The following is a 22,446-nucleotide window of genomic DNA, read 5'->3' as shown; positions in this document are numbered from 1 at the left end:
ATTTGGGCACGCCATAGGACAGCAAGCCTGTGCCGCGTAGGAGCAGGCGCTACCGGATTTTCCGCCCTTCAATAAGCGTCGTGCGGCAAGCTGTGGTCGAGGTCGAGGAATTGCTGCATCAGCCAGCGTCCGGCCGGGCCCGGTTCTTCATCCGTGCGGTTGATGGCGTACAGCGGATACTGGAATGCCTTGCCGTCCGCCACGTCCAGCTGCACGAGACGGCCGTTGGCAAGGTCGTCGCTGATCATGGCTTGCGGCATGCTGCCCCAGCCCAGGCCGCCCCGCAGCAGCGCATGTTTCGACCCCAGGTCGGCCAGCCGCCACGTGCGCAAGCCCAGCACGCCATAATCGCGGCCCGCCGTCAGCTGGCTGCGGTCCGTCAACACCAGCTGCATGTGGTCGCGCAGTGCGGAAGCCGGGATTTTGCCCTGCCATGACGCCAGCGGGTGCGACGGCGCGCATACCGGCATCATCGTCACTTCCCCGGCGGCGCGGCGTTCGATGGCGTCCGGCGGGCTGACGACGCCGCCGCAAATGCCGATGTGGCACACGCGGTCCAGCACCAGTTGCGTGACGGCGCCCAGCGCTTCCGTGTGCAGCCGCATGGCGACCGCAGGGAACTGCTGCTGGAACGCGTTCAATATCCGCACCAGCAGGCACGTGGGAAACATCACGTCCACCACCAGCGACACTTCCGCTTCCAGCCCGGCAGACAACGCCTTGGCGCGCGAGCGCATGCTGTCGACTTTCATGCAAATCGCGCGCGCATCGGCCAGCAGCGCCTTGCCCGCTTCCGTCAATTCCGGCTTGCGCTTGCTGCGGTCCAGCAGCGCGGTATTCAACTGTTCTTCCAGGTTGGCAATGGTGTAGCTGATGACCGATTGCGTGCGGTGCAGGGCGCGCGCCGCCGCGGCGAACCCGCCATGGTCGATCACGGCAATGAATACGCGCAATTGCTCAAGGGAGGGCAGGCCGGGATCTCTCATATCAATAAAATCGATTGTTTTGATGGAAATTTACTGTATTCCATCGATATTAAACCCGAATTATGATGCGTAGCAAGTCAACCAATTCAGGAGAAATACCATGGCAAACGTTCTCTACATCAACAGCAGTGTACGTAGTTCCGGCTCGCTGTCGCGCCAGTTGTCGGCGGAATTCATTGCGAAATGGCAGGCGGCCAATCCATCCGACACCATTGTCGAGCGCGACCTGGCAGCCAATCCTGTGCCGCATTTGACGGAACAAATGATGGGCGCCTTCTTTACGCCGGCGGAACAGCGCAATGCCGAACAAGCGTTTGTCGTGAAAACGTCCGACACGCTGGTGGCGGAATTGCAGGCAGCCGACGTGGTCGTCATTGGCGCGCCGATGTATAACTTTTCCGTCAGCTCGGGTTTGAAAGCGTGGATCGACCACGTGGCGCGTGCCGGTGTCACGTTCAAATATGGCGAGAATGGCCCGGTCGGCCTGTTGACCGGTAAAAAAGTCATCGTGTTCACTGCCAGCGGCGGCGTCTACAGCGCCGGCCCTGGCGCTGCGTTCGACCACCTGGCCACGTACCTGCGCGCCGTGCTGGGCTTCCTCGGCATGACGGATGTGCAGTTCGTGCAGGCGGAAGGCGTGGCCATGGGTGAACAAGCTGTGGCCGATACGTTGGCGAAAAGCCGCAGCGCCATCGACGAACTGGTCGCAGTTTAAGATGAGGATGCCCGGCCTGAAGGCCCGGCACCCGTTGTTAAGCTGTGATTAATTAGCGGTATGATGCGGCTTTGCATTACGGAGCCGCTTCATGCCGCCGTTTATTCCCGTTGTCCGCAGCCTGCTGGAAACGGACTTATACAAGTTCACCATGTGGCAGGCGCTGCTGCACAGCCATCCCGGCGCACATGCAGAGTATGAATTCGTGTGCCGTAATACGCCGCAATTCCCGCTGGCGGAACTGGCGTCCGATGTCAGTGCGCAGATCGATCACCTGTGCTCGCTCTCATTCACGGAAGACGAACTCGCGTATCTGCGCGGCTTGCGCTTCATGAAAAGCGACTTCATCGACTTCCTCACGGTATTCCGCTTCCAGCGCAAATTCATCACGGTCGCCACCGATGGCGGCACTTTGCACATCCGCGCAGCCGGTCCGCAAGTGCACGTGATGGGCTTTGAAATTTTCGTGCTGTACATCGTCAATGAATTGTATTTCCGCCGCTTCGATCAAACGGCGGCCTTGGCGGAAGGGCGGGCGCGGCTGGCCGATAAAATCCGGCAATTGCAGGCGTTCGGCGCGGAACCTCCGCACCGCCACCCGTTTGAATTTTCCGACTTTGGCTTGCGCCGCCGCTTTTCATCCGCGTGGCACGACGAAGTGGCTGATACCCTGCTGGCGCACGTGCCGCACTATTTCAAAGGCACGTCCAACGTGCACCTTGCGCGCCGCATCGGCATGGTGCCGATCGGGACCATGGCCCATGAGTATTTGCAATCGTTCCAGTCGTTTGGCGTGCGCCTGCGCGACTTTCAAAAAGCCGCACTGGAAGACTGGGTGCAGGAATACCGGGGCGACCTGGGGATTGCATTGACGGACGTGGTCGGCATGGATGCGTTTCTCGCGGATTTCGACTTGTACTTTGCCAAGCTGTTCGACGGCTTGCGCCACGATTCCGGCGACCCGGTCGAGTGGGGCGAAAAAGCGCTGGCCCATTACGCGGCGCTGCGCATCGATCCGCACACGAAGCGCCTCGTGTTTTCCGATGGCCTGGATTTGCCGAAAGCGCTGGCGCTATACCGCCACTTTGCCGACCGCATCGTGACGGGCTTTGGCATCGGCACCAACCTCACCAATGACATGGGTGTGGCGCCGCTGAACATTGTGATGAAACTGGTGCGCTGCAATGGCCAGTCAGTGGCGAAATTGTCCGATGCGCCCGGCAAGACCATGTGCCAGGACCAGACCTTCCTCGCGTATTTGCGGCAAGTGTTCAGCCACACGGCATCATGACGCCGTGCGGAAGCGCTGGCGGTAATCGCCGGGCGTGATGCCCAGGCGGCGCTGGAACGCGCGCCGCAACCCGTTCGGATTGCCGAACCCGCTGTGCGCGGCAATGCGCTTGAGCGGATTGGCGGTGTCTTCCAGCAAGCGCCGCGCCATGTCGATGCGGGCGCTTTCCACGAATTCCGCCGGTGTCATGCCGGTGTCCTGCTTGAACAGGCGGGAGAAATTGCGCGTGCTCATGCCGGCCCGCGCCGCCATGCTGTCGATCGACACCGGTTCGGCCAGCCGCTCCAGCACCCACGCCTGGACGTCGCGGATGCTGTCGCGCTCGGTGGACTGGGCTGCCAGGTGCGTGCTGAATTGCGATTGCCCTCCCGGCCGCTTCAAGAACAGCACCAGTTCACGCGCAGTCCGCAGCGCGACTTCGCGGCCATGGTCTTCTTCGACCAGCGCCAGCGCCAAGTCCATGCCTGCGCTGACACCGGCCGACGTGTACAGCGCGCCGTCACGCACATAGATCTGGTCCGCCTGCACTTTTAAGCAGGGAAAGCTGCGCGCCAGATGGGCCGACACATTCCAGTGCGTGGTCACCCGCTTGCCATCCATGAGCCCTGTGCGCGCCAGCAGCAGGGCGCCGGAGCAGACCGAGCCCAGCCGCCGCACGCGCGGCGCCTGCCGCTGCAGCCAGGCGACCAGTTCGGCTTCGCCTGGCAACGATTGGATGGCAGGGCTGCCCGCCACCAATAACGTGTCGATGCCGCCATCGAGGTCGTCCAGCCCATATTGCGCATGCAGCACGACGCCGTTCGACGCGGTCAGCGGTCCCGCCTTGGCCGCGACCAGCGCGAAGCGATAGGCCCGCTCTGGCGGCACATGGCGCGACGCTTCGTGGAACACGTCCAGCGGCCCGGCAATATCGAGCATTTGCGCGCCGGGGAAGGCGAGGATGGCAATCAGCATCGGTTCTCCTTATTGGACCAGCAACTGGCCTTTAACCAGCGAGTGTACGGTACGGACCGCCAGCACGCCGATCGCCACTGTCAGGAAGGCCAGCAGCGCGGCGGCCAGCCACGCCAGCAGCGGGCTGCCCGTGGCATCGGCATATTTCAGCGCCGCATTCGCCAGCGCGGCCAATGGAAAGCTGATGCCCCACCATGCAGGACCAAACGGCACCGATGGACGGAACACGCGCACCGACAGCACGGCAAACAAGAACAGGCCAAACCAGAACAGCAGGGCGGCAAACAAGTCGACTTCGTGGCGCAAGTTCAGGTATGCGAGGAAACCCACTTCGAATGGCGCAATCATGACCATCAGCGATGGCGTCATGCCGGCCGGCAGCGGCTCATGCTGGACCAGCCGCGCAAAGATCATGACAAACAACACGACTGCCATCACGGAACCAATGGCGGCGGCCAGCACATTGATGTCATGCGCCCACGCCATTGGCATCGTGGCGCCGGTCACCACAATGTCCAGCGCTGCCACGCCGGGTATCAGCCATGCAGGCACGGCAGCTGCGTGCCCGCCGCCGCCGCCCAGCAGGCGGGCCGCCATAATGAATCCCAGTGACAAGGTCGCGGCCACGCCGATGAGCCAGACGGCTTGCTGCAGTGTGCTGTTCCATGCGCCCAGCACGGCGGACAGCAGCAACAGGCCGATGCCGATGGTGCCAAAGAAATTGCCTGCCACGGGATGGCGGAATTCATGGCGCACGGCGTCCGGGAAGCGGATCAGTTTGGTGCTGTAGGCTGCGGCCAGCGCAATAAAGACCACCACGGCGGCGGCGCCTGTGATTTGGCCAATGGCCGGGCTGGCGCCATACGCCGGCTCAGCCAGCCGCCACGCCAGCGCCAGGCCGGCGATGCCCATGACCGAGGCAAACAAGTTGACGGGTAAGTGCCGGACGGATTGCCCGGCAGTGCGGGGCGTGGTTTCCATAATGAAGCTCCTGGTTGGTGGATAGCTTCATTATGGGTGGCAATGCTTTTGGCTTAAACCTATAAAAAGCATCAAATCCGGCCAAAAACAGCACAGCGACGGACAGCGTGCCCTATCACGCATCGATAGCGTTATGGCCTTCCATGATGGAATCCGCCTGCTCGCGCTGTTCATCGTCCAGCACGTCGACCGCCAGCAGGGCGACAGGCTTCGGGCGTGGCTCGTCGGTATTGTCGGCGCTGTCCGGCGTCAGGGAATTCATGATGTTTTCCACTGTGCTGACGGTGGTATCGCCGGCAGGCGCCTTGTGCGGCGTCAGGTGGACTGAAGCCGGGGGGAAACCGGCCTGGAGGAGTGCACTGCGCGCGGCTTGGGCATCCGCGACGCTCATGAAATTGCGGTAAATCGTGTTGGCCATTGTTTTGCTCCATTGCGGGGATGGCCTCATTGTGCCTGCGCCGCGCGCCAACTGGCGCACGGCGCGCGGCAGCGGTCAGAAGCCGGTCAGTACGGTTTCCGTGTGTTCAACCTTGGGTGGCTGGGCAAAGTAGCCGCCCACCAGGCCGCGCCAGGTCTGGAAATCTTCACTGCCGCGGAAATCCACCGTGTGGTTTTCCAGCGTGGTCCAGTTGATGACCAGGTGGTACGTGTCAGGGCGCTCGATGATGCGTTCCAGGCGCATGGCTTCGCAGCCTTTCGCGCGCTTGAACAGGGGAATGGCTTCCTTGACGGCCGCTTCGAAGGCAGCGTGGGTGTCCGGTTTGATCTGGATTTCAGCGATTTCGTAAATCATGGGGCGGGGCTCCGGGTGAATGTGATAACAACCGGAACATTTTGCCTGAAAGGTTGATTTCTCGCAGGACACCCGCCGCATATACCTGTTAATTACCGCGCACTGCCCGGCAACACCTTGAAATCGTCCGTACGGGCCAGCTCGCGCAGCGGTTGCGCCAGGTTATCCGGCGGCACCGTCAATTTGCGGTTGGCCAGGTCAAACCAGCCTGCCGTCGACGTGACACGGGCGCACAGCACGCCTTTGCGGAAGAATTCATTGCGCAGCATCATGCGGCTGGCATCGTCCGACAAGCCTGCCATGGCAAATGTGACTGTGATCTCATCGAGCAAATGGCATTCACGGAAGTATTCCACTTCGTCGCGCATGACCACCGGGCCCAGTTTCAAGCGCATGAATTCCGCCATGGGAAAACCGCATTGCGCGAAATACATCATGCGCACGTTGGCTGACTTGTCCAGATACGCGGTATTGCGCATGTGGGAATTGAAATCCATATCGCCCCAGCCGGCGACCAGCGTTTTTTCATACATGGCGGTTTTCCTTTAATTACTTCTTCACGCCCAGCACGCGGATAGGCTGGATCGATGGCGTGCTGGTGAACAATTGCGGGCCTTGCGCCATCAGCGCCTGGGCAATCGGGCCGCTCAAGTGCGCCTGGCGCGCTTCTTCCGTTTCAAATGCATCGAACACGCCGAATTCGCGGTCCGACAATTGCAGTGCAAACCAGACCTTGGTGCCGGCTTCTTCATTGGCCATGGCCAGGCCCGCTTCCAGGAATTGCGCGACAGCGGCTTCTTTGCCAGGCTGGGCTTCGAAACGGGCGAACAGGGCGTGCTTGATCATCATAATCTCCTAGTGGTTGGGTGTAATCGCTGATTGCGATGGGTGTCACTTTACAGAGCCGCTACCCGGTGCGACACTGGCAGGATTGCCATCTTTGGTAGGGAATTTGCCATGAGGATTGTCGTGCTGGCGCTGGACAGCGTGTTTGATACGGGCCTGGCCACGATTTTGGATGCGTTCACGACGGCCAACGAACTGGCGGCATTGCAGGAAGCGCCGCCGCCCGCATTTGACGTGACATTGACGGGACTGCGTTCCGCCGTGCGCAGTTCGCAGGGCATGGGCGTGCCGGTGGCGCCACTGGCGGACTGCGGTACGCCGGACCTGGTGATTGTTCCCGCCATTGGCCACAAGATGCCGGAACCGCTGGCGCGCGCGCTGGCCACGGATGAAATTGCGGACGCTGCCGATGCATTACGGTGCTGGGCCGGGCAGGGCGTCCGCATTGCTGCCGCATGCATCGGCACATTCGTGCTGGCGGAAAGCGGATTGCTGGATGAGCAAGATGCGACGACGACGTGGTGGCTGACGCCGATGTTCAGGCAGCGCTACCCGCGCGTGCGGCTCGACGCGCAGCGCATGGTCGTGCATTCCGGGCAATTCGTGACAGCCGGCGCGGCGCTGAGCCACCTGGATATGGCGCTGTGGCTGATCCGCCAATCCAGCCCGGAGCTGGCGGAATTGGTCGCGCGCTATTTGATTGTCGATGCGCGGCCATCGCAGTCGGCGTATGTGATTTCCGACCATTTGGCGCATGCGGATCCGCTGGTGTCCCGTTTCGACCGCTGGGCGCGGGAAAACCTGGGGCAGGGCTTTTCACTGGATGCGGCAGCCGACGCGCTGGCCACCAGCAAGCGGACATTGGCGCGGCGGCTGCAAGATGTCATGGGCAAGACACCGGTTGGCTATGTGCAAGATTTGCGTATTGAGCGGGCCGTGCATTTATTGAAAACCACGGGCAGTAATATTGACCGGATTGCCGAACAGGTTGGCTATAGCGATGGCGTGACGTTGCGTACCTTGCTGCGCAAACGGCTGGGCAAGGGCTTGCGTGATATTCGCGAATAACTATTTTTCTACCGGAAACAGCTTATTGCCGATTGCCCGGTTGCTTGCCAAGGCTTTTTTCCAAATCTTCTGCTTTATTGTCTTTTTGAAAGCTGCCGGAGCGCTGCGTTTCCGTCACGCCTCCGGATAATAAGTCATCCGTGCGGGTATCGGACTGGCGGTTGCCATCGGGTATGGGATTGCCGGTTTTAGCGCCCACTGCGGCTAAACTGGAATGGCCAGAATGCGTGGTTTGTTCGAATTTACGGCCCCTGATGATATTGTCGACGGTCATGATTGGTCTCCTTTATTCGCGCCGGACCACCATGCTAGGGCGAATCTCCATTGTGTGGCGCACTGCATGCGCAAAAAGCCTTGGGCACATCATGCCCAAGGCTGCATTCAATTGACGGGTTAATATCCGTCAGGAACGTTTATTCGATTGATCCTGCTGATTGGAAAGATTGTCGCGCTGCGCATTACTGCTGCGGTCGGAATCGCTCATGCCGCCGGATTGGCTGCCAGTGCCTTTGCCGGATTGCTGGTTGCCTGTTTGGGTGGTGTGGGGATTAATCCGGCTGTCTTGCTGTTGTTTATTCTGCTGCTGGTTTTGCGACTGTTGATTGGGGGACTGCTGAGATTGCTGGTTCTGCGATTTCTGCACCTGAGGATTTTGCGATTGCTCTTTCGACTGATCGGTAGCCATGACATGTCTCCTTTGTGGTGAGTGAAGTTCCATCATATTCCGCTCTCTCAGTTGAGGGCGCACAACAGGTAACTTGGTAATTGGAAACCGTGCATTCATGCGTTGGCGCCTGGATGCACGGTTTTGCATCACCGCTTGCTTTGTTTCTTAGCAGTACTTTTATCGGCGCCGGTTTTTGACTGGCCGACTGTGGATTTACTGCCTTTATCTTTTTGCGTGGATTTCTTTGCGTCGCTGTCCACTTCGTTTGCGGACTGGCGGTTTTGCGTGCCGGTGGATTTGGATTGCGCCATGACGAACTCCTCCATAACGGTTGCGGGTTGGCGAAATGCCTGCCCTGCGAAGGGAATATACGGGAATAGATATTCGCTGGCGCACGGATCGTTTGAGTGGGGAATTAATTTGGATGGGCGCTTTATTTATCGCTGCGGCTTGCTGACGGAATGGCAGGGAATGGGCGCACGGAGGGCATTTTCGTGGATTTCATGCTAGGAAATGGCATGATTAGACAAAAATCTGGCATGAAGCTGGGCGGAAAGTGGGTTTTTTGCCTCGAATCCCGCACTTCGAGATGGGGAAAGACTGCTGGGCTTTTTACTTGGAATGGCCGATTGATGATTGCCGAGTCCGGGGCTGATCAGGGACGCGAAATTACTGATGCATGTTTCACCGTGACCGCACTGGCATTTCGAATCCTCAAGGCAACTTTTGGGCGCGGTGGACCAAACAAAATTGCCTTCGAGCGGTGCAAGCGCCTTGATCAAAGCACGCGATATTTAGCGGCGTATCGTGAGTTTGAAGCTGATATTGCTCTGACTAACCGCGCTGGCGCTATAAATAAGGACTTAGATGAATGAAGAAGCTGTTATCTCGTTCAAAGGAAATTTCGAAGTAATTTTGCTGGATGGCGCCGGCGACTTTACCCTGTGTCCCAGTGTCGATGATGCCTGTCGAAGTTATCTGGCGGGGACGTATTGTGAAGACATTGATCCGGACAGTGTCGGTTCTGAAGAGTTATCCAGCTTATTCGGGCAGTTTGTTTTCTTGAAGTACGAATCGAATTTTCGACGGGTTACCATAGTCACTGACAGATTTGGGCTATTTCCACTTTATATCTGGCGCAATGATGAGCGCATCGTTCTTTCCAGCGATTTTTTTGTCTTGGCGCGACATTATGGTTCGAAGAGTGCAATGAATTGGGGAGCGCTCAGTGACATTCTTGCTTTTAATGTCCCCCTGAACGAAAGAACGACGCTGAGCGATATAAATGTGATTCCTGGTGCTTCTGAAGTAATTATTGACTTGGATACGCTTGAGGTTTGTTCACGTAAACTATGGAATCCTGCCCAGTTCCTTCTGAATCCAACGCTGAATTTTGAGGAGGTCAAGGAACGGTTGGTGGAGAAATTCCTTGAAGGAATAAAGCTGGCCACTGCCAAATTTCCGGTTGCGAATGTGACCCTTTCGGGAGGCGCCGACTCGCGATGCTTAATGGCGGCAAGCCTGCGTATTGGAAAGCCTACCGTTGCATACAGTACCGGAGTTCCGGGAAGCCGGGCACTGGAATATGCAAGTGAAATGGCTGCGTTGTGTGGCGTTCAATCGGTTTGTAAGCCACTCGATGATAATTTTGTTGATGAGTTTGAATTGCTCATGCAGGGGTGTTGCAATTCATCGCAGGGAATGAGTTTTTCGTCGGAATTGGAAGCGATGTGGCTGAGCCAGGTAGTAGAACCCCATGGAGTGTTGCTCCACGGTGCATTTGCTGAGCTATACAAGATCCAAAAAATGCACAGTTATGCTTATAGCATCGAATTTCGCACATTAAAGGGACGGGCCGTTGTTGAACTGTTATGGAGGCGGTTCAAGGAGCGCTATGAGCAGCGCCGGAGCTGCTTTGCTCCTGCCTGCCAGGCTGGCTTAGGTCATGAAGCCTACAAAAATCTTGCCGGTAAAATTTCTTTTTATCAACAACTGGTAGACACCCCTGGGGTTTTGCAGCTTCTCTACATTGAAGAATTCATAGGGAAGGTGGTGAAAGCCAGCTGGAACATGTGGCGCAAGCGAACCACCGTCATGTTCCCATTTGCATATCCTCCGCTTATCGACTTGATTCTTCAGGTCCGAACGACAGATAAAATTGGCAATGACTTCGTTGTCTATCTGCTACGGAAAACCAATCGGATACTTGCTGAGTATCCGGATTCAAATACTGGTGTGAAACTGGGGGCGACTTGGGCTAGGCGGGAAGCAGTGCATGTCATCGACTATGTTACAAAAAGACTGTTTCATCCCAAGCGCGCGTTTGAACACCAGGATTTTTCGCATTGGCTTAGTAGGACACCGGCGGATCTGGAAACGGTGTTTCGGAGGTATCAGGAGAAACGACCGGTCTTCGATATGGAGGCCATTGGCGTATTGATGGGGAAATCCAGAGTTGGGGATGACATGGCTTCGCGGACGCTTTTTGTTTTGTGGGCGTGGATCCTGTTCGATGAAAAAATGGCTTCGTGCAAGGGTGATTTCAAGGCGACAGAATGCGGTAAGGGGGAGTTGTAGGATCGCTAATGGTTGATGAGCTACGGCAGGGCATGCTTGCCCGCTGATCGCGGGCGCGAAATCGCTGCGCGATTTCGGGAATGGGCGAATCGAAGAGGCACCGCGCTTGCAAGCGCGGAGGCCGCTTTTGCGGCGGCGAGCAGTGCTCGCCGACTGCCCCGCAAAAGCCCCGCGTCCGTTCCGTCCACGGAGTTCGATTCCCGCCGCGAACACCCCGAACAAAAACAAAGGGCCCAAGCGAAGCTTGAGCCCTTTGTTTTTGTTCGGTGGTGGAGACGGCGTCTACCAAACTGATAACGGATATAGCCTTTAGGTAAAGGATAAATGGAGGAGCAAAGAACTTCGCCATCCATGAAATACCCCCATTGATACCCCCAATGGAAAATGCTTCCGGGGAAGATTGCTACCTTGGCGGCAGAAGGGAAAATTATTTGCCTTCGTTGTAAACCGACAACGACTTTAACTGTTACAAGTAAGCATTGCGCCTGGAATGCAGGACAGGATGTAGGCATCTATAGCGGATTCCTGCCAGCGAGTAGTGTTAGGCCCAATTGAAAAAGGGTCAGGAAAGCCGATCTTAAGCTTTACCCAGTTCCAGATAGTACTCACCGATACGCCGCACTTCTGTGCAACTTCCTTTACCGTGAGACAGCGGACGCCCGATACTTGTTCATTCATATAATTTTTTCCTTCAAAAAATGGCTGTAAACGCAAAAGCGCCTCTTCTAACAGCGGAGTAGCTGAAAGATAGAGGCGCAATAAGCAGCAGCCGTGGGGTAGATTGTAGTCCCCGGTACTTTTCCCGAGGAAATTTAACTCTATAAGATTTCCGGTGTTCAGTCAAGCAACATTACTTCGGGGTTAACATTATCCATAGATCAATCTTAACCGCTGCTGCTAAACGCTCCATGCTGTCAACGGAGATATTTCGTTCGCCCCGTTCAACTTGCCCTATATAGGTCCTATGTAGTCCGGCACGCTCCGCTAGCTCCTCCTGCGACATCCCAAGCATTTCTCTAGCCGCACGTAGGGCGTGACCGAATCGGACTTTTGCCGGGAGTGTGGAGGTGGGAGACGTCGTATGCACGGGCGCATCGTGCTGCCGTGATGACTTTGGGTCTACAGAGTTTGAGTAGCATGTGCTAGGATTTCATTTTGGCAATCACTCTTCCTATAGATATGGCACGCATAGATACAACCTGCCCAGTATGCGGTACACCCCATGCCCGAAGACTTTCTCAGATATACACCGAAGGGCTGGCAACGATAGATGGCACCTTTCAATCTGTGGGTACGTTTAATACCATTGGCAGGCAAAAAATCCATACACACGGCAGTTCAACGGGTGTTCATCAAACGGAGGCTTCTAAAGCTGTGGCTCCTCCTGCTATCCCCGCGCTGATGTCTGCTGGGAGGAAGCTGCAAATAGCTGTAGGGATTGCATGCATGGTCGGAACGGTGGCCGCAATAATTGCGATACTTCGCTCTGCGAACGGCTTTATCTTCACTGTTTGGGCAACTGCCGCATCAGCAGTATGCGGTCTCCTGTTAAGCCAATTTGTGATACGCAACATCGATGCTGAGCCAACTCAGCAAGAGATTGATACGCACCGTAGGCATTACCCGTCAGCACATGCTGCTTATGCTCGGTGGGAACGTACCTTTAAGTGTGGTGCTTGCGGGGAAAGATTCATCCCGGCTGAATAATTTTAAAAAAAATTTTGCAAGGCCGAGTGTTCCCATTAGCAGTGCCACACGCCATGAAATTCATCTTGCAATACTTGTAAGATGGTTGCCCTGTGCTGCAAGGTCGAGTGTGTGGTTTAAGAAGGCGGGGCTGCTCAAAAGTAGGGCCGCTTTGGCGCTAAAATACGCAGTGCCATTGCTTGGTTTAACGTCCGGCGCTAACCCAACAGAAGTCCCGGATTGACACCAAGATATCTGCAAGAGTGATTGTGTGTTTTAACAGTTCCGGACAGTCGGAAAGCATTCCCAATATGGCCCTAAGATCAGCTAAAGGACGGTGACATTCTTCAACACCCCGTTGCACTCAGGGGGCATGCCGGTATAGGGCCAGAATGAGCGATAAGACGGTGATGTCGTTTAACACCTTGTGCGGCCTTGTAGACAGGCCCGGATTGATCCCAAAATCAGCTAAAGCGCGGTGACGGTGTTTAACACCCTGTGCTCCCCATTTGAAGAGGCCCAGTTTGGCCCTAAAATGGTGATAGCGCGGTGACGGTGTTGAACACCCTGTGCTACACCGTAAACAGGTCTAGGCTGGCGCTAGAATATCACTTGCGTGAGCTAGAGTGTCCGGCCCTTCATCAGGGCTGCTTGCTTGGCAATGGTGGCACGGCTGCAATTCATGGTGTCTATGATGTCGTTCCAGCTAACGCCTGCACCCAGCAGTTTTTGTATCGCTGCGTTGCGGTCCACATTTTCCTTCCTACCTTTATATTTCCCTTCGGCTTTGGCCTTGGCAATGCCCTGTCCTGCGCGTTCACGACGAGTCAGGTAATCCTTACGGGAAATTGCAGCAAGCATATCCAGCATCATCCCATTAATGGCACTGAACATCCGTGCTGTGTTTTCGTCAGTAGAAGTCATCATCCATGATGTAGGCAAATCCAAAGCCACAACCTTGATCTGCTTCTTGCCCAACTCTTGCTTAAGCGTATTCCAGTCGGCCTCATTCAGTCGGGATAGTCGGTCTACCTGTTCGATCAAGAGCATGTCACCAACACTTGCATCGTTAATCAGTTCAAACAGTGCAGGACGTTGTAGAGATGCTCCGCTTTCATTTTCGGTATACCAAGCCGCCACCTTAATGCCATGTTCTGTTGCGAAGGCTTCGAGCTGGGATCGGGCACGGGAGGCGTCTTGTTCGGCAGTACTGGCACGGAGGTAAGCACGAGTGAACACGGTTTAGACCTTAAGAAGTTGGCTTGAAGTCTATTTTACACAGTCTGTTATAAAAAGTCTGCTATAAGCAGTCTGTTATTTTGTATTCAGACCGTTTTAGTTGCTTTGAAGTGGTGCTTGTTAGCCTATAGGCAAATCAGACCATGGCAAAGACGGCGGGATTTATAGACAGGTCTGGGTTAAGGCACGTTGACGCAATGATTCACATGCGCAACAATGCATTGATTGATAGTAGCTGCCGCGTAAAGGCTTTCGGTAGCATTTTGGGAGTAAGTATGGACATCGGTGTTATTAAAGCTCGACTAACCGAAGAGGGCTATCGGGCCACACTTGAGAATTCCACGGTCCGGTTTAAGTTCGAAGGTGGAGATTATTACATTGATGTGGATACCACAGATCCGCTCTATGTACGTCTTGGCTATCCCGGTTTTTGGGTAACGCAGCCTGAGCATTATCAAAAAGCTATACAAAGCGCGAACACTGTAACTGAAACGCTAAAGGCAGCTAAAACATATGTTAGTGGGGACAAAGTTCATTGTTCGATTGAACAATTTATGCCCGATGAGAAATCATTTATGTATATGCTCCCACGATTTTTAAGATTGCTCCAAGCTGCTTCTAACGAATTTGTAAATAGAATGAAGAAACCTTAAAGGTGTGCCAATGTCTGATGAAAATGGCAACTCTAAATCTTCTATTACGCCAACGTCGTCAGTTATTGGAGGGCTTGTTGGGGTTGGTCTCAGCGCATTAGTTAGTAATATGGATCCAAGTGAGCTAAGCAAGGTTCTATCCGCAATGTGCGTACCTCTAGCGCTGAGTGCGGAGAGGGTGGCGGCCTATCTTGAAAGGTGGGGTACTTGGTATTTGAAAGATAGATTTGTTAAAAAGGCTATCGAGCGAACAGATTCCATTCTGGAAAATCCGAGTATTCCAGAGGAATACAGGCAGGAGTTTACAAAGTTAAAAATGGATTTGCATAAAAATCACATAAATTCCTCGTTATTTAGTCCGCCTTTCATAAAGGACTTGCAAGAGGGGAAGGGTGGCGAAAAAGATGCTAAGTGATGTCATACTTTATGGCTGACGTTGCTGAAGTTAATTAATATGGAGGGGTTGCTGGGTTCGATAGCCGTATAATATGTCTGTGAAAGTACCATTCCAGTAAGGTCGGAAAACGGTTTTTTTTGCCTTTTGTGCAAATAATGATGAGTGCAATGCGGAGATATTTTTTTTGATTGCGCAATCCCCGTTTTGCTGAAATGAGAGTGTACATGCCATATTTTGATGCCTCGAAAAGACCTCTCGAATTGATAGATGTGAATATTAAATATTTAGGTATCGCTTGCGGTTAAAACGGTGGTATTCCTGCGGTCAATTCAGCGGCCACAGCATCACGTAACGCTTTCTCAGCCGCTGCATCAGCAGCAACGGCGGCAAGGAACTTTGCCCGGTCGTATGTAGACACTTCCCTGCGATGTCGCTCTCTTGGAAGCTGGGTCTGCTGTAACAGCGAAAAAGTAGGTGTATGTCTTAAACAAAAAGGGCGCGCTTAATGGACAGTCTGCGTAATGTGATATTTGCGCTGCTTCGCATGCCGTATGCCGTACAAGTACTGCATGTGTTCTGTCGCACCCTTTGGGTCGTACTGCGTGAAGGTAACAGGGATGCCACCAAGTGCCAGCTTACGTATGCGCAGGAAGGCTTGTAGGGCGTCTATCATGCACCAGACGATACCAAGCCTTGCCATATCTCGGATCGCCTTATCGGATGGCCATACGGTGAACACGATAACGTAGTCTAGCGGTTGCATACTGGCACTGACGATGCTGTGCTTGGTGCTTGAATGGTTAAAGTCTGATTTCAGCCCGATATAGATATCCTCCTTGTCGTTCGGTAAGCGGCGATGCTTCCATTGGAACTGCATTATTGCTCGCTGTCGTGCGGAGCGGGATGTTGTAACCGATGTGGTGCTGTTAAGGTCGTGACCTTTCAACTCTATTATCGGATCGGATGGATTAAGGGGAATGTAGTCCGCTCTAGCCTTAAACTCCGTCCCGCTTTTATCGGTGAACGTACGCGGGAAGTTTTCGTGACTTCTGACCCTGCGATAACCGAGGGATAGGATTGATGGTTCGTGCTTTTCTTCAAGTTTTGAATCGTTCTTAGTATTAGTGTTTGTCATTTTCGCTGCCTATATAAACTCGTACCTTCGGTACTTCGTATTAGAAAAAGGATTTCCATTTGCCCTGACTGCACTGCCTAGATTGTGCGAACTTCGCGTGGTGCCTTTACCTAAAGGCATTGTTCCTAGGCATGGCTGAACAATTGAGTCCTGCCTTAGCCCTGCCTTAGTCCTGCCTAGAAAGACGGGGCTTCGTAGCAATGTATTACTTGTTCCTTGGTCATACCTAACGGAAACCATAGAGAACCCATATGTGCGTGCTTATTTTTAAATCTGTACGACTGGAAGCCGCAGATTTCAAGCAGAGTCTTTAAAGTTTGTGGTCTAGGGCATGGTGTCTGTGTATGCTCAAACACTTTCTGAGCCTCTTCAAATCTAAAATACTTTTTATCCGCAGGGAGTGTTTCGATCCATTCTTCCAACATAACTTGCTCCGTGCTTTTCGATTGCTCTACAAGTGCCAAGTAAGACGCGGTAATCGGAACTTTCTTATGATCGAAGTCATCAAGTGGATATTCATTGAAGAATTTATGTACCGCTTCAATGGCTCCCGGAACCATTAGCCAATTACTTAAGGGCCGAATGTAGTTATCGATTCGATGCTGTTTACCGTCGATGGCAGAAAGGTTGTTGCAGTATGTAAGCTTCTCAAATACGCACCAGCGCCGTTCCTGATCGTCAATGTGCAGAGGGATGGCTTCATTGGAAGCCAGTATCATTCTGGCATAGCAATTGACCATTCTTTCCGTGCCATATTTCTCCTCAGCTAATTGACGCTCTTCCGATAGGATAGTTTTCAATCCCTTTTGAGTTTTTGGGTTGGCATCGTCTGGATCGTCTAACCATACCAATATACCTGTCTCAAGCTTGGCCGAGAATTTCGTCTTCAACGACTTGAAGTCACCAACGATCCAGTTATTTGGTATAATCTTGTTCAGAATGTCATTCAGTAAGAATCCTTTGCCAGTGCCACTGTCGCTAGGAAGCATGATGTGCCATGATGGGCGCTCCCATGGGCGCTGTACCATATGAGCTATATACTGAAATAGGATTTTTCTTTCTTTTTCGTTCTTTATAAGTGCTTTAAAGAATGCGTGAAAAGTATCATCTAAGGCTATAGGGTCTTTTTCTGCAATAAATGGTCGATAGACGTTTAATTGAAAATCCCTAGTTCCCGGTAGTGGTACTATCTTTCGCTTATCCTTGGGGTCAAAGACCTTGCCAATGATAATATCTAGTCCGCGAACTAAATCTGATAGCTCGTAATTTCCCGGAACTTCTAAATCGTTCTCGTGGCAATAATTTAGGAAATCTTCCCCAGCCCATGCGGCTGGGCGTGGATTGTCATATGTTCTAGGGTTCACAAACTGCGCCCTATCTGAATTCTTGTTGAAAAGCTTGCAATATCCCTTCGACTTTAATTCCGTCCGATATCGGACTATGCTGTCGTGCGTCTTGGTGCGTTGTGTGGCTGGCTTAGGCTGTGCGTGTGCTGCTTCGGTCATTCATCGTCTCCTTGGTATAGCCACCGCTGGCTAGGGAAATCAAGTTTTCAATAATCGCGTGATACGAACGATGGGTCCGTACCGCTAGGGTCTGTAATGCCCCCCATGTATGGGGTGGCAAGTAAATGTATTTACGTTCTAGGACTGTACCGTCGCCAGCATATACCAATTGACGGCGACTCTTTGCCGGTGATGTGTTCATATCTCTCTTTCTATAAAGGCCATTGACGGAGCGTTGCTGTGCCGGAAATGGCAGGCAAAGCAAGGGCGTCACCTGAGAAATCAGGCAGCAACGCTGTCAACAGTGATGGTGTTACAAGGGCCAGGAATCTGGCTAAAGGCGCGCACCTGCATAGGTGGCAGGACGGGGTTTATGCTTGTTGGGCTTGATGCTGTTGCAGGGCTAAAGCTTCTACGTACGCATTTCTCGCTCTCTCAAGCATAGAATCGTCAGGATCGCCTTTTACTAACGTAAAGCAAAGGGCTCCTGTATGGCTAAAGATAGTTATCGAAGTGTCTTCAAAAACATATCCATCACGAACATGGGCAGCAGCCTGCGCTAGTGCTAGCGATGCAGGGGCCATAATTTCCAGACGTTCAGGGTGGGCGATGTCGATGGGTTTCGCCTGAATTGTCTCTTGAGATTTAGATTTATTCGTCATTCTTTTTCCTTTAGTTTAATTTGATAGGCGTATGAAATCACTGAGGCGATTTTTATTCCAGTCAAGGTTGGATGGTGTTTTGAAACCTTTACTATTGAGATGGTTTGCAATTGTCCTAAGTGTTGCGGCTGGACGTAGCGCAACAATAATCGAATTTATGTTTTCGTAGTACGACTTAGTTTTTAACCTGCCACCGAATGATGGTAGTGCTGAATCATTTAATTTAGTCAATGGGGTGTCCTCCAAAGTTTATGGATGTTAATAAGTGAAAGGGAAAACTCTCAGCAAGCGGATAATGCGTGATGCTGTGAGAATTTATACGAGCATATTAACATAGAAATTCTAAAAGTCAATAGCTCATTTTTCCCATAATGTCAAGGGGGGTTATGGGATTTTTGGCTGGCATCCCCGATATTCTTGTCAAGGATTTGTGAGCGGATGCTGCCGGATAGAATAGAACAAGCAAGCTGATTTGTTTAACGATTTCGACTATTCGATGCACTTCTATAGTTGATGGGAGTGTAACTATTTTGAAAAAGTTAACACCCCCAATTGTGCATTCCTCAAAGCAACCCTGACTGAAAAGAGGCTTTAGGTACAGGCGAAAAGCCGTAATTGCCAAATAATTATCATCACATAAGGTGGCTAAGATGAAATGTGCAATAATGTCAACTACTAAAGGCTAGCATTGCCATGTGGTTGTAAGCGTTTGCGCTGTACCGATAGATTGGCTTCGGCATTTGCAAGTAGTTGTCCCCACCACGTGAACAATTCGATTCGCAATTCGAATCGTTCGGCCCGGTCGTATGTCAGGGATACTTTGTCGTCATGCATCCTGTCTTCTGATTGGTGAAGTACTTCTCTATCGAAGCCTGCATCGCGTCCAAGGGTTACAAATGCAGAGCGCCAGCCATGAGGGACGTGCTTACCACGCATTTCTAAGGTTTCCCGGTAGGCCTTTTCAACAGCATTTGCCGTAATATGCTTCTTGGGATCGCGCAGTGCGGGGAACAGGAAGGAAGAGCCGACGCCCATAGCTTTGAGTTGTTGTAGTTCTGTTACGATTTGGCTGGGCAATGGAACCCGATGCGGCGGCAAATGAATCTTCTTTTTCTTCATCCGGTCCCGTGGGATCGTCCATACCGGAACCTCGCCGTCTAGATCGAATTGTTTCCACGTTGCCATGACGACATTGCTGATCCTCATTCCAGTGTACGCGCAGAGGCGGTGTGCAAAGTAAACTGATCGTGACAGGTGCGCTTGACGGGCCTTTCGTAAAAACTCCCCAATATCCTTCACGTCTGTTAGTGCTGCCGCTGGTTTAGTTTCCTTCGGTTTCGGCAGCGACTCGCTTACTGGATAGGCTGGGTTGTCAGATCGAAAACCCTTGCCTTGGGCGTATCGAAATACTCCGTTCACGTGCTGTAAGATGCGATGCGCTGTTTCTAACGCCCCCCTCTTGGCTATGTCGTCCATCGTTGCGGCAATCATCGGGGCTGTTATATCCGCAATAGGCAGCTTGCCAAGCATGGGGTACACGTCGCGGTTAAAGGCGCGTGCCGATTTCCGGTAATGGACTGGACTCCAGTCGGGGCGATTCATTTCTAACCATGCGTCTGCAACGGTCTGGAAAGTGGTTTCCGAACTGATGCTACGAGCAACTTTGCAAAGCCGACGTGCTTGTACTGGGTCGATACCTTTGGAACGATGCTCCCGGTTTTCGATAAGTCCGGCTCTTGCGGCGGCAAGTGACGTACGTGGATAAGCACCTAACGAATCGGTCTTCTCCTTGCCGCTTGCATCCCGATATTTAACGCGCCACAGTGCGGTCCCTGCTGATGACAGGAACAGGTGTAATCCGCCTCCGTCAAAGAGCTTCTTTCCTGTTTCACCCTTAACAATGAATGCCCTGATTTCCTTGTCTGTCAGGCGCTTTTCGCCGATACCCCCAGCCATGTTTTCCTTTCGTGTTGTTCCGGGAGGAATCCCCCCGCGCATACCCCCATTATCGTTGGATGGCGTTGGATAAATCTATACAGGAAACTAGAAGGGATGCTTCGTAAATTACTGAAATACAAAGCAAAACGCCGTCACTTGGACGGCGTTGGATTGCTTTGGAGAAAAGGGTGGTGGAGACGGCGGGAATCGAACCCGCGTCCGCAAGCACTCTACAGACAGTTCTACATACTTAGTACTATCTTTTGATTTAACCCGGACGGCACGGATGTACACGTTCCGTACAGGCGATTCACCTTAAATTTAACACTACTCCAAGTGACCCGTTGTAGTGCGATTCCCTCTAAGTGACCCTACTGCTGTTGCCAGCACACCCGAGGGACGAGGTGCTGTAGGGCTGGTGCATTAAGCAGCCAGTGCGTACGAAGAATCGTTTGCAGTTATTGATTTCTGGGTGTATTTACGAGGTAACCAGGCCTCGGTATGCCCTGTTCTGCTTTGTAACCCACGTCGAAACCAGGTCGTCCCCACAGATAGGAAATGTCATTGTACCGCAATCCGCCCGCAGGCGCAGCATGGAAACAATTGCTTACGCCTTTTCCGGCCGTTTGAAGGTGGTTTCACCCTGGACGATCGCGCAATCGAACACGTGCTTGCGCAATTCCGGTACGCGGTCCGAGAACAGGCGGTCAAATGCGTGCTCTTCATCCAGGCCCAGGTTCATGCGCAAGCCTACCAGCTTGTGCGAATTGGCCAGGTTGCGCAGGCGGGTCTGGCGGGCCAGCTGTTCGCGCGGGCTGCGGATTTTGCGGGTTTCATCCTCGAAATACTTGATCAGCACGCATTCGAGGATGTCCATGCGCTCTTTCAGGATTTGTTCCTGGGCCACTTCCGTGCCGTCATCCATCGGATGGCGGGCGCCGAAGGTGTTGATGTTCATGCGCTGGATCAGCAGGAAATTGTCATTGTCCGGCTGGTTGCGGTCGGCGATGCGGTTGATGCTGGACAGGCGGCCTTTTAACAGGCGGCCGGCCGGGTCGTGCGTCTGGCCGACATAGTGCACTTTGGTCGGGAAGTTCAGCTTCACGTCAAAGTTTTGCAGCAAGTCATGCACGGAATACGTTTCAATCAGCGACCCCCAGTTCAACGTGATGAACTTGTCGAACAGCTGCACCGTGGGCTTCTTTAAGGTCGCGTCCTCCGGCGTTTTCAAGTCGATCGTGATGGATTCCTTGACCTGGTCCGCGCCGACAAGCAGCGGCACCGTCAATTTGAGCGAAAAGAAACCCCAGCTGGTCGAACGCTTTAAATCGAAACGCAGGCGCGGGCGGCTGACAAACAAATAAATCAGCCGCTTGTCCATCGTACCTTCGATGGCAAATTGCATACGCCGCAGGTAGCGGCCCAGCGGGTCACGGAAATCCGGCGCAGGCGGGAAATCCGTGATCAAGTCATACCAGTAAAATTTGGATTCGGCTGCCGTCACATCCCAGCTTTGGGGCATGTGACTCTGCGCAGCCGCATCCGCCATCATGTCATCGCCAGTCATGTGATGCTCCGATATTAGTGAAGGGCAAGGTGCTTCCTACACATATAGTAGTTGTGAAATTGCCGTACAGCAATATCTAACAGGAAACTACGCTGCCATTGTTGCATCGGACAGAGCCGATTGCACTAACTGCAGCAACGCCTGTGGCGAATCCAGCAAATGGTCCGCATTCCACGTGGCCGGTTCAGTTGTGCCGCAATAGCCCCACGCACACGCTACCGTCAGCATGCCGGCCGCGGCGCCCGCCTGGATGTCGCGCAAGTCGTCGCCCACGTACCAGCATTGTTCGGGCGGGATGCCGATGCGGCGGGCAGCTTCCAGCAACGGTTCCGGATGAGGCTTCGGGTACGGCGTGGTATCGCCGGAAACCACGCAGCCAGCGTGGCCCAGGCCGATCAACGGCACCAGCGCATCCGTAAAACGGGCCGGCTTGTTGGTCACGATGCCCCACGATAAGCCTGCTGCTTCCAGGCCCGCCAGCAATTCCGCCACACCGTCAAACAGGCGGCTGTGGACGGCAATGGCCGCTTCATAATTGTCCAGGAAACTGGTTTTCAACTCTTCAAAGCCATCGTCATGCGGCAGCAAGCCAAAGGCGGCGCCGATCATGCCGCGCGCACCGGCAGAAGCCGTCGGGCGCAGCAATTCATACGGCGTCAGGTCGAGGCCGCGCGCGGCGCGCAGCGAATTGACCGCGGCTGCCAGGTCAGGCGCCGTGTCGGCCAGCGTGCCGTCCAGGTCAAACAAAATGGCGCGCGGCGCCGTTAAAGAGCGTGAATTTGTCAT

26 protein-coding genes and 1 other RNA gene are annotated in these 22,446 nt (G+C 53.6%); 7 read left to right on the top strand and 20 right to left on the bottom strand.

The features are described 5' to 3' along the window. Nucleotides 1-68 precede the first annotated feature (68 nt). Nucleotides 69-986 carry a LysR family transcriptional regulator gene (locus tag GM668_RS18905; RefSeq protein ID WP_155440504.1) on the bottom strand — a complete coding sequence of 306 codons (918 nt, stop codon included), beginning with the start codon at nt 984-986 and terminating at the stop codon, nt 69-71. 100 nt (nt 987-1,086) lie between these two features. Between GM668_RS18905 and GM668_RS18900 the strand changes: the two genes are divergently transcribed. Continuing rightward, nucleotides 1,087-1,701 carry an FMN-dependent NADH-azoreductase gene (locus GM668_RS18900; RefSeq protein ID WP_155440503.1) on the top strand — a complete coding sequence of 205 codons (615 nt, stop codon included), beginning with the start codon at nt 1,087-1,089 and terminating at the stop codon, nt 1,699-1,701. A 91-nt stretch (nt 1,702-1,792) separates the two neighbouring features. Then, entirely contained in the window at nt 1,793-2,992 is a 1,200-nt protein-coding gene (pncB, locus tag GM668_RS18895; RefSeq protein ID WP_155440502.1) for a nicotinate phosphoribosyltransferase, read from the top strand. On the opposite strand, the gene GM668_RS18890 is transcribed toward pncB, so the two are convergent. The 6 genes from GM668_RS18890 to GM668_RS18865 all read right to left on the bottom strand — a co-directional run bounded on the left by GM668_RS18890 (nt 2,987) and on the right by GM668_RS18865 (nt 6,566). After that, nucleotides 2,987-3,946, bottom strand: coding sequence for a GlxA family transcriptional regulator (locus GM668_RS18890; protein WP_155440501.1), 960 nt, complete (start codon nt 3,944-3,946; stop codon nt 2,987-2,989). The genes pncB and GM668_RS18890 overlap by 6 nt on opposite strands. A gap of 9 nt (nt 3,947-3,955) precedes the next feature. Next, nucleotides 3,956-4,927 (bottom strand): SLAC1 anion channel family protein, encoded by a 972-nt coding sequence (locus GM668_RS18885; RefSeq protein WP_155440500.1) that lies wholly within the window; start codon nt 4,925-4,927, stop codon nt 3,956-3,958. A 115-nt stretch (nt 4,928-5,042) separates the two neighbouring features. Next, nucleotides 5,043-5,345, bottom strand: a complete 303-nt coding sequence (locus GM668_RS18880; protein WP_155440499.1) for a hypothetical protein — start codon at nt 5,343-5,345, stop codon at nt 5,043-5,045. A gap of 75 nt (nt 5,346-5,420) precedes the next feature. After that, nucleotides 5,421-5,720: an antibiotic biosynthesis monooxygenase family protein gene (locus tag GM668_RS18875; protein WP_155440498.1), complete on the bottom strand. Its 300-nt coding sequence runs from the start codon at nt 5,718-5,720 to the stop codon at nt 5,421-5,423. A 92-nt stretch (nt 5,721-5,812) separates the two neighbouring features. Then, entirely contained in the window at nt 5,813-6,253 is a 441-nt protein-coding gene (locus tag GM668_RS18870) for an acyl-CoA thioesterase (RefSeq protein ID WP_155440497.1), read from the bottom strand. A gap of 16 nt (nt 6,254-6,269) precedes the next feature. Continuing rightward, a complete protein-coding gene (locus GM668_RS18865; RefSeq protein WP_155440539.1) occupies nt 6,270-6,566 on the bottom strand; it encodes a putative quinol monooxygenase in 297 nt (98 codons plus the stop codon). A gap of 111 nt (nt 6,567-6,677) precedes the next feature. On the opposite strand from GM668_RS18865, the gene GM668_RS18860 reads away from it, so the two are divergent. After that, nucleotides 6,678-7,634 (top strand): GlxA family transcriptional regulator, encoded by a 957-nt coding sequence (locus tag GM668_RS18860; RefSeq protein WP_155440496.1) that lies wholly within the window; start codon nt 6,678-6,680, stop codon nt 7,632-7,634. Nucleotides 7,635-7,656: 22 nt separating this feature from the next. Here GM668_RS18860 and GM668_RS18855 read toward each other — a convergent pair whose 3' ends face one another. The 3 genes from GM668_RS18855 to GM668_RS18845 form a co-directional block, all read right to left on the bottom strand. Further along, complete coding sequence (locus GM668_RS18855; RefSeq protein ID WP_155440495.1) at nt 7,657-7,908, bottom strand: hypothetical protein; 252 nt, start codon at nt 7,906-7,908, stop codon at nt 7,657-7,659. A gap of 129 nt (nt 7,909-8,037) precedes the next feature. Then, complete coding sequence (locus GM668_RS18850) at nt 8,038-8,319, bottom strand: hypothetical protein (RefSeq protein ID WP_155440494.1); 282 nt, start codon at nt 8,317-8,319, stop codon at nt 8,038-8,040. 128 nt (nt 8,320-8,447) lie between these two features. Beyond that, nucleotides 8,448-8,612 carry a hypothetical protein gene (locus GM668_RS18845; protein WP_155440493.1) on the bottom strand — a complete coding sequence of 55 codons (165 nt, stop codon included), beginning with the start codon at nt 8,610-8,612 and terminating at the stop codon, nt 8,448-8,450. A 207-nt stretch (nt 8,613-8,819) separates the two neighbouring features. Here GM668_RS18845 and GM668_RS18840 point away from each other — a divergent pair, with 207 nt between their 5' ends. Next, nucleotides 8,820-9,176: a hypothetical protein gene (locus tag GM668_RS18840; protein ID WP_155440492.1), complete on the top strand. Its 357-nt coding sequence runs from the start codon at nt 8,820-8,822 to the stop codon at nt 9,174-9,176. Continuing rightward, nucleotides 9,169-10,878, top strand: a complete 1,710-nt coding sequence (locus tag GM668_RS18835) for an asparagine synthetase B family protein (protein ID WP_155440491.1) — start codon at nt 9,169-9,171, stop codon at nt 10,876-10,878. Before GM668_RS18840 ends, GM668_RS18835 begins: the two co-directional genes overlap by 8 nt. A 459-nt stretch (nt 10,879-11,337) precedes the next feature. Here the strand turns inward: GM668_RS18835 and GM668_RS31780 are convergent, their stop codons facing one another. The 3 genes from GM668_RS31780 to GM668_RS18820 form a co-directional block, all read right to left on the bottom strand. Beyond that, nucleotides 11,338-11,556 (bottom strand): helix-turn-helix transcriptional regulator, encoded by a 219-nt coding sequence (locus GM668_RS31780; protein ID WP_155440490.1) that lies wholly within the window; start codon nt 11,554-11,556, stop codon nt 11,338-11,340. Nucleotides 11,557-11,728: 172 nt separating this feature from the next. Beyond that, nucleotides 11,729-11,965, bottom strand: a complete 237-nt coding sequence (locus GM668_RS18825; RefSeq protein WP_371868730.1) for a helix-turn-helix domain-containing protein — start codon at nt 11,963-11,965, stop codon at nt 11,729-11,731. A 1,220-nt stretch (nt 11,966-13,185) separates the two neighbouring features. After that, on the bottom strand, nt 13,186-13,803 hold the full coding sequence (locus GM668_RS18820; protein ID WP_170305705.1) for a recombinase family protein: 618 nt from the start codon (nt 13,801-13,803) through the stop codon (nt 13,186-13,188). Between the two features lie 143 nt (nt 13,804-13,946). Between GM668_RS18820 and GM668_RS18815 the strand changes: the two genes are divergently transcribed. Both GM668_RS18815 and GM668_RS18810 read left to right on the top strand, forming a co-directional pair. Further along, on the top strand, nt 13,947-14,456 hold the full coding sequence (locus GM668_RS18815; RefSeq protein WP_155440488.1) for a hypothetical protein: 510 nt from the start codon (nt 13,947-13,949) through the stop codon (nt 14,454-14,456). Nucleotides 14,457-14,466: 10 nt separating this feature from the next. After that, the gene (locus GM668_RS18810) at nt 14,467-14,871 is read left to right on the top strand and encodes a hypothetical protein (protein WP_155440487.1); all 405 of its coding nucleotides are present in this window, start codon (nt 14,467-14,469) and stop codon (nt 14,869-14,871) included. A gap of 484 nt (nt 14,872-15,355) precedes the next feature. On the opposite strand, the gene GM668_RS18805 is transcribed toward GM668_RS18810, so the two are convergent. From GM668_RS18805 to GM668_RS18775, 7 genes are all read right to left on the bottom strand, one after another. Further along, entirely contained in the window at nt 15,356-15,988 is a 633-nt protein-coding gene (locus tag GM668_RS18805) for a hypothetical protein (RefSeq protein WP_155440486.1), read from the bottom strand. Nucleotides 15,989-16,164: 176 nt separating this feature from the next. Further along, a complete protein-coding gene (locus GM668_RS18800; RefSeq protein ID WP_155440485.1) occupies nt 16,165-17,493 on the bottom strand; it encodes a primase-helicase family protein in 1,329 nt (442 codons plus the stop codon). A gap of 371 nt (nt 17,494-17,864) precedes the next feature. After that, nucleotides 17,865-18,155, bottom strand: a complete 291-nt coding sequence (locus GM668_RS18795) for a hypothetical protein (RefSeq protein ID WP_155440484.1) — start codon at nt 18,153-18,155, stop codon at nt 17,865-17,867. A gap of 675 nt (nt 18,156-18,830) precedes the next feature. After that, on the bottom strand, nt 18,831-20,111 hold the full coding sequence (locus GM668_RS18790; protein ID WP_170305704.1) for a tyrosine-type recombinase/integrase: 1,281 nt from the start codon (nt 20,109-20,111) through the stop codon (nt 18,831-18,833). 171 nt (nt 20,112-20,282) lie between these two features. Then, nucleotides 20,283-20,640: a transfer-messenger RNA gene (gene ssrA / locus GM668_RS18785) on the bottom strand. Between the two features lie 60 nt (nt 20,641-20,700). After that, nucleotides 20,701-21,660 carry a hypothetical protein gene (locus GM668_RS18780; protein WP_155440482.1) on the bottom strand — a complete coding sequence of 320 codons (960 nt, stop codon included), beginning with the start codon at nt 21,658-21,660 and terminating at the stop codon, nt 20,701-20,703. 87 nt (nt 21,661-21,747) lie between these two features. Beyond that, a complete protein-coding gene (locus tag GM668_RS18775; protein ID WP_155440481.1) occupies nt 21,748-22,446 on the bottom strand; it encodes an HAD family hydrolase in 699 nt (232 codons plus the stop codon).

The sequence above is a fragment of the Pseudoduganella ginsengisoli genome (genome assembly GCF_009720865.1).
GTDB lineage: Bacteria > Pseudomonadota > Gammaproteobacteria > Burkholderiales > Burkholderiaceae_D > Rugamonas > Rugamonas ginsengisoli.
Note: the sequence above shows the minus strand (reverse complement) of the source record. Positions and strands in the feature narration are given on the sequence as shown.

What these genes read in the sequence shown, in the direction of transcription:
- GM668_RS18835 (WP_155440491.1), top strand. Translation starts at nt 9,169, where the DNA reads ATGAATGAAGAAGCTGTTATCTCGTTCAAAGGAAATTTCGAAGTAATT.
- GM668_RS18800 (WP_155440485.1), bottom strand. Translation starts at nt 17,493, where the DNA reads ATGACCGAAGCAGCACACGCACAGCCTAAGCCAGCCACACAACGCACC.
- GM668_RS18855 (WP_155440495.1), bottom strand. Translation starts at nt 7,908, where the DNA reads ATGACCGTCGACAATATCATCAGGGGCCGTAAATTCGAACAAACCACG.
- GM668_RS18850 (WP_155440494.1), bottom strand. Translation starts at nt 8,319, where the DNA reads ATGGCTACCGATCAGTCGAAAGAGCAATCGCAAAATCCTCAGGTGCAG.
- GM668_RS18810 (WP_155440487.1), top strand. Translation starts at nt 14,467, where the DNA reads ATGTCTGATGAAAATGGCAACTCTAAATCTTCTATTACGCCAACGTCG.
- GM668_RS18840 (WP_155440492.1), top strand. Translation starts at nt 8,820, where the DNA reads ATGATTAGACAAAAATCTGGCATGAAGCTGGGCGGAAAGTGGGTTTTT.
- GM668_RS18900 (WP_155440503.1), top strand. Translation starts at nt 1,087, where the DNA reads ATGGCAAACGTTCTCTACATCAACAGCAGTGTACGTAGTTCCGGCTCG.
- GM668_RS18875 (WP_155440498.1), bottom strand. Translation starts at nt 5,720, where the DNA reads ATGATTTACGAAATCGCTGAAATCCAGATCAAACCGGACACCCACGCT.
- GM668_RS18845 (WP_155440493.1), bottom strand. Translation starts at nt 8,612, where the DNA reads ATGGCGCAATCCAAATCCACCGGCACGCAAAACCGCCAGTCCGCAAAC.
- GM668_RS18905 (WP_155440504.1), bottom strand. Translation starts at nt 986, where the DNA reads ATGAGAGATCCCGGCCTGCCCTCCCTTGAGCAATTGCGCGTATTCATT.
- GM668_RS18865 (WP_155440539.1), bottom strand. Translation starts at nt 6,566, where the DNA reads ATGATCAAGCACGCCCTGTTCGCCCGTTTCGAAGCCCAGCCTGGCAAA.
- GM668_RS18775 (WP_155440481.1), bottom strand. Translation starts at nt 22,446, where the DNA reads ATGACAAATTCACGCTCTTTAACGGCGCCGCGCGCCATTTTGTTTGAC.
- GM668_RS18870 (WP_155440497.1), bottom strand. Translation starts at nt 6,253, where the DNA reads ATGTATGAAAAAACGCTGGTCGCCGGCTGGGGCGATATGGATTTCAAT.
- GM668_RS18795 (WP_155440484.1), bottom strand. Translation starts at nt 18,155, where the DNA reads ATGACGAATAAATCTAAATCTCAAGAGACAATTCAGGCGAAACCCATC.
- GM668_RS18890 (WP_155440501.1), bottom strand. Translation starts at nt 3,946, where the DNA reads ATGCTGATTGCCATCCTCGCCTTCCCCGGCGCGCAAATGCTCGATATT.
- pncB (WP_155440502.1), top strand. Translation starts at nt 1,793, where the DNA reads ATGCCGCCGTTTATTCCCGTTGTCCGCAGCCTGCTGGAAACGGACTTA.
- GM668_RS18815 (WP_155440488.1), top strand. Translation starts at nt 13,947, where the DNA reads ATGGCAAAGACGGCGGGATTTATAGACAGGTCTGGGTTAAGGCACGTT.
- GM668_RS18790 (WP_170305704.1), bottom strand. Translation starts at nt 20,111, where the DNA reads ATGGCTGGGGGTATCGGCGAAAAGCGCCTGACAGACAAGGAAATCAGG.
- GM668_RS31780 (WP_155440490.1), bottom strand. Translation starts at nt 11,556, where the DNA reads ATGAATGAACAAGTATCGGGCGTCCGCTGTCTCACGGTAAAGGAAGTT.
- GM668_RS18805 (WP_155440486.1), bottom strand. Translation starts at nt 15,988, where the DNA reads ATGACAAACACTAATACTAAGAACGATTCAAAACTTGAAGAAAAGCAC.
- GM668_RS18780 (WP_155440482.1), bottom strand. Translation starts at nt 21,660, where the DNA reads ATGACTGGCGATGACATGATGGCGGATGCGGCTGCGCAGAGTCACATG.
- GM668_RS18860 (WP_155440496.1), top strand. Translation starts at nt 6,678, where the DNA reads ATGAGGATTGTCGTGCTGGCGCTGGACAGCGTGTTTGATACGGGCCTG.
- GM668_RS18880 (WP_155440499.1), bottom strand. Translation starts at nt 5,345, where the DNA reads ATGGCCAACACGATTTACCGCAATTTCATGAGCGTCGCGGATGCCCAA.
- GM668_RS18885 (WP_155440500.1), bottom strand. Translation starts at nt 4,927, where the DNA reads ATGGAAACCACGCCCCGCACTGCCGGGCAATCCGTCCGGCACTTACCC.